The 12,361-nt window shown below is 59.7% G+C and carries 10 protein-coding genes; 3 read left to right on the top strand and 7 right to left on the bottom strand.

Translation table 11 applies throughout. The features are described from left to right. Nucleotides 1–22 precede the first annotated feature (22 nt). Entirely contained in the window at nucleotides 23–682 is a 660-nt protein-coding gene (locus ACED18_RS12215; protein ID WP_377292519.1) for a YggS family pyridoxal phosphate-dependent enzyme, read from the bottom strand. Between the two features lie 230 nt (nucleotides 683–912). On the opposite strand from ACED18_RS12215, the gene leuS reads away from it, so the two are divergent. The 3 genes from leuS (at nucleotide 913) to holA (ending at nucleotide 5,237) form a co-directional block, all read left to right on the top strand. Beyond that, nucleotides 913–3,540 (top strand): leucine--tRNA ligase, encoded by a 2,628-nt coding sequence (gene leuS, locus ACED18_RS12210; protein ID WP_377292517.1) that lies wholly within the window; start codon nucleotides 913–915, stop codon nucleotides 3,538–3,540. Next, on the top strand, nucleotides 3,527–4,069 hold the full coding sequence (gene lptE / locus ACED18_RS12205) for an LPS assembly lipoprotein LptE (RefSeq protein WP_377292515.1): 543 nt from the start codon (nucleotides 3,527–3,529) through the stop codon (nucleotides 4,067–4,069). Before leuS ends, lptE begins: the two co-directional genes overlap by 14 nt. Before the next feature lie 127 nt (nucleotides 4,070–4,196). Continuing rightward, on the top strand, nucleotides 4,197–5,237 hold the full coding sequence (gene holA / locus ACED18_RS12200; RefSeq protein WP_377292513.1) for a DNA polymerase III subunit delta: 1,041 nt from the start codon (nucleotides 4,197–4,199) through the stop codon (nucleotides 5,235–5,237). A 6-nt stretch (nucleotides 5,238–5,243) separates the two neighbouring features. Here holA and ACED18_RS12195 read toward each other — a convergent pair whose 3' ends face one another. From ACED18_RS12195 to rho, 6 genes are all read right to left on the bottom strand, one after another. Then, entirely contained in the window at nucleotides 5,244–6,122 is an 879-nt protein-coding gene (locus tag ACED18_RS12195; protein ID WP_377292511.1) for a ParB/RepB/Spo0J family partition protein, read from the bottom strand. 81 nt (nucleotides 6,123–6,203) lie between these two features. Further along, nucleotides 6,204–6,995: a ParA family protein gene (locus ACED18_RS12190; RefSeq protein ID WP_377292509.1), complete on the bottom strand. Its 792-nt coding sequence runs from the start codon at nucleotides 6,993–6,995 to the stop codon at nucleotides 6,204–6,206. A gap of 24 nt (nucleotides 6,996–7,019) precedes the next feature. Next, entirely contained in the window at nucleotides 7,020–7,634 is a 615-nt protein-coding gene (gene rsmG, locus ACED18_RS12185; RefSeq protein ID WP_377292507.1) for a 16S rRNA (guanine(527)-N(7))-methyltransferase RsmG, read from the bottom strand. Between the two features lie 8 nt (nucleotides 7,635–7,642). Further along, entirely contained in the window at nucleotides 7,643–9,529 is a 1,887-nt protein-coding gene (gene mnmG / locus ACED18_RS12180; RefSeq protein WP_377292505.1) for a tRNA uridine-5-carboxymethylaminomethyl(34) synthesis enzyme MnmG, read from the bottom strand. A 55-nt stretch (nucleotides 9,530–9,584) separates the two neighbouring features. Then, nucleotides 9,585–10,901 carry a tRNA uridine-5-carboxymethylaminomethyl(34) synthesis GTPase MnmE gene (mnmE, locus tag ACED18_RS12175; protein ID WP_377292503.1) on the bottom strand — a complete coding sequence of 439 codons (1,317 nt, stop codon included), beginning with the start codon at nucleotides 10,899–10,901 and terminating at the stop codon, nucleotides 9,585–9,587. Nucleotides 10,902–10,969: 68 nt separating this feature from the next. Further along, nucleotides 10,970–12,235, bottom strand: a complete 1,266-nt coding sequence (gene rho, locus ACED18_RS12170; RefSeq protein WP_149739006.1) for a transcription termination factor Rho — start codon at nucleotides 12,233–12,235, stop codon at nucleotides 10,970–10,972. Nucleotides 12,236–12,361: the final 126 nt, after the last annotated feature.

Below are 12,361 nucleotides of genomic sequence, written 5' to 3'. Positions count from 1 at the left end.
CCGTCGGCTTTCAAAAAAGAGTTCAACGCGTTCCGAAAATCGCCGACCCGACGCGCACGCTGGTGGCACCGAAGGCAATGGCGGTCTCGAAATCACCGGACATGCCCATGGAAAGCTTCTGGACACCCGCCTTCACCGCAAGATCGGCCAGCAGCGCGAAGTGCGGCCCCGGATTTTCCTCCGCTGGCGGAATGCACATCAAACCCTCGATCGAAAGGCCAAGCTGATCGCGACACAGCGTTACGAAGGCGACGGTTTCCTGCGGTGGAATGCCCGCCTTCTGCGGCTCGAGCCCGGTATTGACCTGAACGTAGAACCGAAGCGACCGTCCCTGCCGCCGCACTTCCTCGGCAAGTGCCCGGGCAATCTTCTCCCGATCGACCGTCTCGATCACATCGAACAGTGCCACCGCATCGGCCGCCTTGTTGGATTGCAGCGGTCCGATCAGATGCAGCTCGATCCCCGCATGCCTTTCCTTCAGCGCCGGCCATTTGCCCTGCGCCTCCTGCACGCGGTTTTCGCCAAACACGCGTTGCCCCGCCAGAATGACCGGCTCGATCGCCTCCGCATCGAAAGTCTTGCTGACTGCGACCAGCCCGGCGCTGCCTTGCGCGCGATCGGCTTCCGCCTCGGCCTTGCGAATCCGGCTTACGATCTGGACGTAGTTCTCTTCGATACCCATATGACTCTCCTGGCGGCCGCAACACGGCACGCATCCTCTAGCCTGTTTCTCCGGCCCGTGCCAGTTCTCCGGCCCGTGCAAGCCGATGCCGCCCGCATCGTCTCCCGCCCGTGGCGCCACCTGTCCGACATCCTGAAAACCTTGACGCTCCAGCGGTTTCATGGTGAAGGTCACCCCGACCCCAAGCGGCGCAACGCGCCTGCCCTGAACGATTTCCGGAATTCGAAGACATGGCCTCTGAACGCTACAATCCCCGAGACGCTGAACCCCGCTGGCAGAAGGAGTGGGATGCCCGCAAGGTCTTCGAAACCGACACCAGCGACCCGCGCCCGAAATACTACGTGCTCGAAATGTTTCCCTACCCGTCGGGACGCATCCACATGGGCCATGTGCGCAACTATACGATGGGCGACGTGGTGGCCCGCTTCAAGCGTGCCCGCGGCTTCAACGTCATGCACCCCATGGGCTGGGACGCCTTCGGCATGCCGGCCGAAAACGCCGCCATGGAACGCGGCGTACATCCGGGCACCTGGACCTACCAGAACATCGAGGCCATGAAGGCGCAGCTGAAGGTCATGGGCCTGTCGCTGGACTGGAGCCGGGAATTCGCGACCTGCGACGTGGAATACTACCAGCGCCAGCAGCACCTCTTCCTGGATTTCCTGGAAAAGGGCCTGGTCTACCGCAAGCAGTCCAAAGTCAACTGGGATCCCGTTGATAACACGGTTCTGGCCAACGAGCAGGTGATCGACGGCCGTGGCTGGCGCTCCGGCGCCCTGGTGGAGCAGCGTGAGCTGACCCAGTGGTTCTTCCGCATTACCGACTTCAGCCAGGATCTTCTGGATTCGCTGGATGACCTGACCGACTGGCCGGAACGCGTCCGCCTGATGCAGAAAAACTGGATCGGCCGCTCCGAAGGTCTGTCGCTGCGCTGGGAAATCGCCGACAGCGAAGCCGCAGGCGGCCACAGGGACATCACCGTCTACACCACCCGTCCCGACACGCTGTTCGGCGCCTCGTTCCTGGCAATTTCGGCCGACCATCCGCTGGCCCGCGACATCGCCGCCACGTCCCCCGAGGTCGATGCCTTCTGCGAGGAGTGCCGTCGCGCCGGAACCTCGCTGGCCGCGCTCGAGACCGCAGAAAAGAAGGGCATCGACACCGGTGTCCGCGTCCGCCATCCCTTTGATCCCGCCTGGGAACTGCCGGTCTATGTGGCCAATTTCGTCTTGATGGACTACGGCACGGGCGCCATTTTCGGCTGCCCGTCCGGCGACCAGCGCGATCTGGATTTCGCCCGCAAATACGGCCTGCCGGTCGTGCCCGTCGTCATGCCCGCCGGCAGGGACAAGGACAGTTTCACGGTCGGCGACACCGCCTTCACCGATGACGGCATCATGATCAATTCGCGTTTCCTGGACGGCCTGACCACCGATGCCGCCTTCCGGGAGGTCGCCGACCGGCTGGAAGCGACCACGCTGCTGGGCGCGCCGCAGGCCGAGCGCAAGGTGAACTTCCGCCTGCGCGACTGGGGCATTTCGCGCCAGCGCTATTGGGGCTGCCCGATCCCGGTCATCCACTGCGAGGACTGCGGTGTCGTGCCGGTTCCCAAGCAGGATCTGCCGGTGAAGCTGCCGGACGACGTCACCTTCGACAAGCCGGGCAATCCGCTCGACCGTCACCCGACCTGGCGCAACGTCGCCTGCCCCTGCTGCGGCAAGGCAGCGCGGCGCGAAACCGACACGATGGACACATTCGTCGATTCCTCATGGTATTTCGCGCGCTTCACCGCGCCGAAGGAGGATGCGCCGACGGACAAGGCTGTCGTTGATCGCTGGCTGCCCGTCGATCAATATATCGGCGGCATCGAACATGCGATCCTGCATCTGCTCTACTCGCGCTTCTTCACCCGGGCCATGCGGGAAGCCGGCCATGTGGGGCTGAAGGAACCCTTCAAGGGCCTCTTCACCCAGGGCATGGTGGTGCACGAGACCTACGCCCGCGCCGGCAGCGCCCGTGAATGGGTGCCACCCGCAGAGGTGCGTTTCGAGGAAGTGGACGGCAAGCGGCGCGCCTTCCATATAACGACCGGTGAGGAACTGGTCATCGGCTCGATCGAGAAGATGTCGAAGTCGAAGAAGAACGTCGTCGATCCCGACGACATCATCGGCTCCTATGGTGCTGATACAGCCCGCTTCTTCATGCTGTCGGACTCCCCGCCGGACCGCGACATCATCTGGTCCGAGGCAGGCGTCGAGGGATCTTTCCGCTTCGTTCAACGCATTTGGCGCCTGATTTCCGAGGCGGCCGACGTTCTGAAGGATGCGCCTTCGAATCCGGCTAAGGATGGCGTTTCCCTTCCCGTTTCCCAAGCCGCCCACAAGACGCTCAAGGCCGTGGAAGGCGATTTCGAGAAACTGGCCTTCAACAAGGCCGTCGCGCGCGTCTACGAACTGGTGAACACGCTCGCCCAGCCGCTCACGCAGGTCGCAGACGGCAAGGCGGACGCGGCAACGATCAGCGCTGTCAAGGATGCCGTGATGATCCTGCTCGGCATCATCGCTCCGATGATGCCGCATCTGGCGGAAGAGGCAGCCCGGCTCATCGGCCACGACCGGCTCATTGCCGAGACGCCCTGGCCCGTTTTCGATGCGGCGCTGGTTGCCGAGGACAGCGTCACCATGCCGGTACAGGTCAACGGCAAGAAGCGCGCCGAATTGACAATCGCCCGCGACGCGGATCAGACTGCGGTCGAACAGGCAGCGCTCGCGCTGGAAACCGTGCAGGCGGCGCTCAATGGCGCGAAGCCGAAGAAAATCATCGTCGTACCCCAGAGGATCGTCAATGTCGTTATCTGAGCCCCGCTGGCCCCGTCGCGGCTTTGGCAGGATCCTTCTCGCCTCGGTCTTCCTGACCGGCCTTGCGGGCCTTTCCGCCTGCCAGGTTCGTCCTCTCTACTCCAGCAGCGGCCAGAGCGCTGAAGCGCTGAAGTCGATCGAAATCAGCGAGGCGCGCGACAGGGTCGAACAGGAAGTACGCAACAGCCTCATCTTCCTGCTGGCCGGCGGTGCCGGCGAACCCGCGAATCCGGTCTATCGCTTGGAGTTGACTGTCACCAACCGCCTGATGGGCGTTCTCTACGATTCCTCGACGGACCTCGCAGCAGCCGGCCGGGTCGTTGTGAAGGCAGACTTCAACCTAATCGAAATTGCCAGCGGCAAGACCATCCGTTCCGGCAACCGTGCAGCGGTCGCGTTGGTCGATCTGCCCAACCAGGAGTTCGCCAAGCTGCGCGCGGTACGCGATGCAGAATCCCGCGCCGCCCGGGAGCTTGCCGAAGTCATTCGCGCCGATCTTTCCGCTGCGGTCGCAGCGGAACGCCCTTGATGCAACGCCCTCGATCGGCGCCCGGACGACACGGAATTTAACGCGCCTGTGGACCTGACCCACGAAGGTCGGGTGTTTAGGTCCGCTGCGGCTTCGGCTTAGAATATCGTATGCGAGGGATAAATCCGTGCCAGAAATCAAGTCGCACGAGTTTGATCGCACAGTCTCTCGTTTCGGCTCCGAATCGGTAGGCGTAATCCTGTTCGGACCTGATCGCGGCTTGATTTCCGAGCGTGCAGAAGAACTGGCGCAGGCGAGCGGCGTTGATCTCAGGGACAGTTTTTCTCTCATTCGTCTGGACGCCTCCCAGATCGCGGCCGATCCCGGCCGCCTGATCGATGAATCCCGCTCGATCGGCCTGTTTGGCGGACGTCGTCTCATCTGGGTTCGCAATGCCATGAACGAACGCGGGCTCTGCGACGCCCTCCAGTTGATTGACAAGGAACGACCGGCCGATTGCCTTCTGATTGTCGAAGCAGGCGATCTGAAAAAGGGAGCGGCGCTACGTAAAGTGGGAGAGGCAGCCCGCTCCCTTGCCCTTGTTCCCTGCTATGCCGATGACATGCGTGCTCTTTCGCAGTTGATCGACCATGAACTGAAGGACGCAAAGCTTACAATCTCGCCGACAGCGCGTGAGCGCTTGTTGGCCGCCCTCGGAGGCGACAGGCGCGCCTCTCGCAACGAGGTCAGGAAGCTTTGCGTTTATTGCGGCCAGGCGCAGCGGATCGAGGAAGAAGATGTAACGGCGATCGTCAGCGATGCCAGCAGTAGCACGGCAGAAGACGCTGTGGATGCCATGCTCACCGGCAACGTTGATACGCTGTCACTGGCATTTTCACGCATCGCGTCCTCGAAGACGCCTGTCTTTCTCGTTCTCCAGGCTTGTCTTAGACAGATGCAACTGCTTGACGTGATGCGTACGGAGATGGAAACCCAAGGCAAAAGCGCCCAGGATACGCTTGCGAGCCATGGACGGCATCTGCACTTTCGCCGCAAGCCACTTGTCGAGAGCGCTCTGCGGCGCTGGTCCAGCGCCGCGACGCAACGCGATCTCACGAGACTTCAAAACGCGATTTTCCAGACACGCAGCCAATCCGCCCTTGAGGACAGCATCGCATTCCATACCCTGCTTGCAATTACGGTGCAGGCGCAACGCGCCGGCCGATAACGCCTGTCAACGGCGCTCCAGCAGCCGGCAGATATCTTCAAGCTGCTCAAGTGTCTTGTAGGAAATTCGAACGAAGCCGCCCGACGCCTTGTGATTGACGGTCACATCAAGACCCAGACTATCAGACAAGGTACGCTCGAGTGCGATCGTATCGGAATCCTTTTCGGGCCGTATGGCAGCCTGCGGCCCGGCCCCTTGCGTTCTGATATCATTCTGCGCGAGCTTCTCGGTATCGCGAACCGAAAGCCCTTTGGCAACGATCATACGCGCCAAGGCAACGGGATCGGATGTTGGAATAAGCGCACGGGCATGTCCGGCGGAAAGGTCACCGGAAGCCAGCATGTCACGCACCGGCTCCGGGAGCTTCAGGAGACGCAGCGAATTGGCAACGTGACTGCGGCTCTTTCCGATGATTTCACCGAGATCATTCTGCGTGTAACCATGCTCCGCAATGAGCTGGTCATAACCCAGAGCCTCTTCCAGCGGATTGAGATCGGAACGCTGGACATTCTCAACGATCGCGAGTTCCAGCGCCGTGCGGTCATCGACATCGCGAACGATCACCGGGATCTCGGAGAGCCCTGCAAGTTGCGCCGCGCGCCACCGCCGCTCGCCGGCGATGATTTCGTATCGACCACCTTCAAGTGTGCGAACGACGACGGGTTGGACAATACCATGCTGGCGGATGGAGGCAGCGAGATCCCGCAGCTCCTCCTCATTGAACGCCTTGCGTGGATTCCTCGGATTTCGGGAAACAAACTCGATCGGAACCTGTCGATCGGCAAGCGCAGTCCGGCTCGCACCCGTCTCCAGGGGCTGATCCATTTCCCCGATCAGCGCCGCAAGACCACGGCCCAAACGCCGCTTCGATCCGTCTTCATTCATGGACACATCCCACTCGACTTGCTCCTCGTGGAGCGAACCCTGGTCAACAGCACGTCACGGCAGCGATAGCAACCAAACGCATCAGGCAGCCTTTCGCTGCCGCTCCCGCTGGATCACTTCCGAGGCTAGTTGCAGATAGGCCTGGCTGCCTGCGCATTTCAGATCATACAGGATAGCAGGCTTCCCATAGGACGGCGCCTCGGACACGCGAACATTCCGCGGAATCAACGTATGGTAGACCTTGTCGCCCAGATACGTTCGCACATCCGTCACGACCTGTTGGGCCAGATTATTTCGGGAGTCGAACATCGTCAGCACGATGCCTTGGATGTCCAGTGACGGGTTGACCGAACGCCGCACCTGATCGACGGTCTCCAGCAACTGGCTGAGACCTTCCAGGGCAAAGAACTCGCATTGCAACGGCACGAGGACAGAATGCGCAGCCGCCATTGCGTTCATCGTCAGCAGGTTAAAGGACGGCGGACAATCGACCAGAATATAGTCGAAATCGCTCAGGCTGGCTGCCAAGGCTTTGCGCAGCCGGAAAACACGGTCTGGCTCTCTCGAAATCTCCATTTCAAGCCCAAGCAAATCCATCGTCGATGGCACGATCGAGAGATTGGGAACGGCCGTCGGCTGGACCGTATCTGCCAGAGGGCGATGACCAGCCATCAGGTCATAGGAAGACAGCTTGCGATCTTTTCGCTGGATCCCGAGACCGGTACTGGCATTCCCCTGCGGATCGAGATCCACGATGAGAACCCGCTGTCCAATGGCCGCTAGAGCCGTTGCGAGGTTGATGGCAGTGGTCGTCTTGCCGACCCCGCCCTTCTGGTTCGCGATGGTAATGATGCGCTGTGCTGTCCTGAGCATGGCAATCTCGTCTGAGAAGAGGTGCTAGAGACGCGCGACGTTTCGAATTTCCAGGATGACGGACTCGTTCGCGACGCGGCTATCATGCTTTACCAGATCGAAACCAAATTCACTACGGGCATCCACAACCTCACGGGCGAAATCCCGGCCTTTATGGAAGGCAGCGAAACATTTCCCTTGCTCCAACCACGGAAGGCACAGCGTCAGCAGCGTTCGCAGATCAGCCAATGCCCGCGCAGATATAGCGTCGACCCCACCGACCGCCTCATAGCTTTGCTCAATGCGAACAGCATGGACGGATGCGCGAGCACCTGTATCGAGAATGACTTTGCGAAGAAAGGCGGCCTTCTTGTTGTTGCTCTCCACCAGATGAACCCATCCCGAACCGAACTGCTTCAGGACAATGCCGGTTACGAGGCCGGGAAAGCCGGCGCCGCTACCAATATCGACCCACCGAAGCGGTTCCTGATAAAGCTCCATGACCCGCAGACTGTCGGCGATATGTCTTTCGCGGACATCCGATAGGGTCGCAGGACCAACAAGATTGATGCGCTTCTGCCAATCAAGGAGCAAATCACAGTAGTGATCAAGCGCGGCTTCAGTTTCACGTGAAACACGGAATGCGGCAGAGGATTGCATGTGACTCGTCATCCTTGTGCCGCAAGCGAAGATGCGCCAGCCGTCTCCAGGCGCTTGATCTCGAAATGCAACAGAGCAAGTGCGGCTGGGGTCATTCCCTCAATCTGGGCGGCCTGTGCCAAACTCATCGGCATAACACTTGCGAGTTTCTTCTTCAGTTCGTTCGAAAGGCCCGCCAAATCTTGATAGCGAAGCGCTGGCGGTATCATCGTCGACTCGTCGCGACGGACTGCCTCGATATCCCGCTGCTGCCGCTCAAGATAGACCGAGTATTGTGCCTCGGTCTTCAGAGCGAAACGGTACTGTTCCGGTATCGAATCAATCTCTGCCCACACATGCCTGAGCGTATCGAACGTTATCTCAGGTCGTGACAAAAGATCATACGCCGAACGGACTCTTCCATCCATATTGAGCGAGAGCCCAGCCGCGGCTGCCGCCGACGGCGTCGTCGTCAATGTCCTCAGAATTGCGCGGCTCTCCTCCAGCGCCTTGGTCCACTGAGTGAAGCGATCAGCACGCTCGCCTGCGACCAGGCCCAGCTGGATACCAATCGGCGTCAAACGATTGTCGGCGTTATCAGACCGAAGAGACAGCCGATACTCAGCCCGTGACGTGAACATTCGATAGGGTTCCGTCACCCCCCGCGTCACGAGATCGTCAATCATGACACCGATGTAGGAATCCGTACGAGAGAAATGGTGCGGCGTCATTCCGCAGGCGAATCGAGCAGCATTCAAGCCCGCAACAAGACCCTGCGCTCCAGCCTCCTCGTACCCCGTCGTGCCGTTGATCTGCCCTGCGAGGAAGAGACCGGGCAAGGCCTTGACCGCCAAGGCGTGCGTCAGCTCCCGAGGGTCGACATAGTCATACTCGACCGCATAGCCCGGCTGCAGAATTTCGACATCTTCGAGCCCAGGTATGGAACGAACATATGCCTGCTGAACATCCTCGGGCAGCGACGTCGAGATACCGTTCGGATAAATGGTGCGATCATCCAAACCTTCCGGCTCAAGGAAAACCTGGTGGCCGTCGCGGTCTCCAAACCGCATGATCTTGTCTTCGATCGAAGGGCAGTATCGAGGGCCTGTCCCCGAGATAAAGCCACCATACATGGCCGATCGATGAATATTCTCCCGGATGATGCGATGTGTCTCTGTGGTCGTTCGCGTAATGCCGCAGGAAATCTGCGGAACAGTGATCCTATCGGTCATGAAAGAGAACGGGATTGGCTCGTCGTCCGCTTCCTGCTTGTCCAAGTCAGACCACCGGATGGTATCGCCATTCAAACGCGGCGGTGTTCCGGTCTTCAGCCGCCCCATGCGCAGGCCAGCACCACGGAGCACGCCAGACAGACCACTCGTAGCGACCTCTCCCCATCTCCCGGAAGGCCTCTGCACATCACCAATATGGATGATGCCGGAAAGGAATGTGCCGCTTGTCAGAACGACAGCCCGTGCGTGGAACTGCCGGCCGTCTGCGAGAACCAACTGCTGCAATCCCCCTGTCAATGGTTCAAGATTGACGACGTCGCCCTCCAGGATCGAGAGACCATCGATCGAATGCAACGTCTCCTGCACCGCAAGACGATAGAGTTTACGATCGGCCTGCGTGCGGGGACCCCAGACCGCTGGTCCCTTTCTTCGGTTCAGCATGCGGAACTGAATACCGGAACGATCCGCTGCTCGGCCCATAACACCGTCGAGCGCATCGATCTCCCTGACCAGATGGCCCTTACCCAATCCGCCAATCGCCGGATTGCACGACATCGTGCCAATCGTACTTGCCTTGTGGGTGATCAACGCCGTTCGGGCGCCGAGACGCGCAGCGGCGGCAGCGGCTTCTGTCCCGGCATGCCCTCCGCCAATCACGATCACATCGAATTCCGACTTATTCATATCAGTGACTTTCGTTTCACGTGAAACATGCATCCAGACTCGCAAAACGTGCAGTTCATTTCCCGACGCAGAACGAACTGAAAATCACATCAAGGAGATCCTCAACATCCGTCCGTCCAGTGACCCTCCCGATCGCTGTCGCGGCCCTTCGCAGATGCTCGCTTCGCAGATCCAAAGTCAGATCATTAGCCTCGAGCGCTCTTCTTATCTCAGTGACGCTGTCATGCAGACCCTCGGCGTGCCGGCGGCGGGCCGGTGCAGCCGCGGATTGGAAAGTCGTGACATCAGGCAGGCACGATGCCAGCAACTGTTTCAGATCCGTCATTCCGGCACCAGTGACGACAGAGATAGCGGCATCATAGGTCTCGCTTCTCGCGACCGGAACGACATCGATTTTGGTCCGGACCCGAATCAATTTTCCCCGGTAAGCCAACGGGAGTTCCTGGTATACGGAAGTCTCGGACACGCTGAGGATGATATCTGCGGCAGCGAGTGCGGACATTGCACGTCGGATGCCCTCCGCTTCTACCACATCCTCCGTCTCCCGAATACCTGCAGTGTCCGAAAGGCGAATGGCGAAACCGTTCAAGACGAGATCGGCGGTGATGACATCGCGCGTCGTACCCGGAACATCGGTGACAATCGCCACGTCACGTCCAGTCAAAGCATTGATAACACTTGACTTTCCGGAGTTTGGACGACCGTGTATGACAACCTTCAACCCGTCGCGAACCACTTCAGAGATATCAGCAGCGTCGAGATGTCGTTCCATCTCGACAACGAGATTTGCCATATCAGCCCAGACGCTCTCCGAGACACTCCCCGGTACATCATCCTCGTCCGCGAAATCGAGCTCCGCCTCAATCATCGCCCGTGCATGGAGTAGGCGACGCGCCCAACCATCGTAGAGCGCCGAATGTCTGCCGCTGGCGAGTTCCTGCGCGAGCCGACGCTGCATTTCAGTCTCGGCCGACAGGAGATCAGCAAGCCCTTCTGCTTGCGCCAGATCCATCTTGCCGTTTGCCAAGGCACGGCGCGTAAACTCGCCCGCCTCCGCATGCCTTAAACCATCGAAAGAAGACAGGAGATCAAGCACAGCCGCAACCGTCGCCCGCCCGCCATGCAGGTGGAATTCAACGCAGGTTTCTCCAGTGAAGGAAGCGGGCGCGGGAAAGTAAACGACGAGAGCGTCGTCAATCAAAAGACCATTTCGGTCACGAATCGTTCGTCTTGCCAGAACACGTGGCGGTGGCAGAGGGCCGCTGACAGCGCTCGTGACAACGTCTGCTGAAGGTCCGGACATGCGAAGAACGGCGACCCCCGAAGGGAGACCGCCGCTGGACAGTGCATAGATCGTATCGATCAGCGTCATCGCCGGATTATCGCTCCGGTTCGCCTATCCTGTCACATCGACCTGGCGTCAATGCAGATCGGCCGTCTTCACGTGTTCATGGAATCGAAGAAGTCGCCATTCGTCTTCGTCTGCTTGAGCTTGTCGATCAGGAACTCGATCGCATCGGTCGTCCCCATCGGCGCGAGGATGCGGCGCAGAACAAAGATCTTCTGCAGATCCTGCCGCGGCACAAGGAGATCTTCCTTGCGCGTGCCGGATTTCAGGATGTCCATGGCCGGGAAGATACGCTTGTCGGCGACCTTGCGATCAAGCACGATTTCCGAATTGCCCGTTCCCTTGAACTCTTCAAAGATCACTTCGTCCATGCGGCTGCCGGTGTCGATCAGCGCCGTTGCAATGATCGTCAGAGAGCCACCCTCTTCGATATTGCGTGCCGCACCGAAGAAGCGCTTCGGCCGCTGCAGCGCATTGGCGTCGACACCACCGGTCAAAACCTTGCCTGATGACGGCACGACCGTGTTGTAGGCACGGCCGAGACGCGTGATCGAATCGAGCAGGATGACGACGTCACGCCCGTGTTCCACAAGACGCTTGGCCTTCTCGATCACCATTTCCGCCACCTGGACGTGACGTGTCGCCGGCTCGTCGAAGGTGGAAGATACGACCTCCCCCTTCACCGAACGCTGCATATCGGTCACTTCTTCCGGGCGTTCATCGATCAAGAGAACGATCAGGTAGCACTCCGGATGATTGGCCGTGATCGAATGGGCGATGTTCTGGAGAAGAACGGTCTTACCGGTCCGCGGCGGCGCGACGATGAGGCCACGCTGGCCCTTGCCGAGCGGCGCGACAAGATCCATCACGCGCGCTGACAGATCCTTCGACGTCGGAACTTCCAGTTCCATCTTGAAGCGCTCGTTCGGGTAGAGCGGCGTCAGATTGTCGAAATGCACCTTGTGCCGGATCTTCTCCGGATCGTCGAAATTGATCGTGTTGACTTTCAGAAGGGCGAAATAGCGTTCGCCTTCCTTCGGACCACGGATCGGACCTTCCACCGTATCGCCTGTCTTCAGCGAGAAGCGACGGATCTGCGACGGAGAAATGTAGATGTCGTCAGGGCCGGGCAGATAGTTCGCATTGGCCGAACGCAGGAAACCGAAGCCATCCTGGAGAACCTCAACGACACCCTCACCGATGATTTCCGTGTCCTGTGTCGCCAGCATCTTGAGGATGGCAAACATGAGCTCCTGCTTGCGCATTGTGCTCGCGTTCTCGACTTCCAGGGACTCGGCAAAAGCCAGCAAATCGGTCGGAGTCTTATTCTTGAGTTCTTGAAGCTTCATTTCAGCCATGAAGGACCACGTTCAATCAAAGGAGAAAGCAGGCGATGTCAGTCGTCGGGAGCTTGCGGGGGGAAAGTGGGGGCAGGCTCGAAAGTCAACACATGCCGCAAAGGATGAGATGCGGGAAAATAGCGA

Source organism: Rhizobium sp. SG2393, assembly GCF_042610495.1.
GTDB lineage: Bacteria > Pseudomonadota > Alphaproteobacteria > Rhizobiales > Rhizobiaceae > RU20A.
The sequence above is the reverse complement of the archived record's forward strand: the minus strand, read 5'-3'. Positions and strand labels throughout refer to the sequence as shown.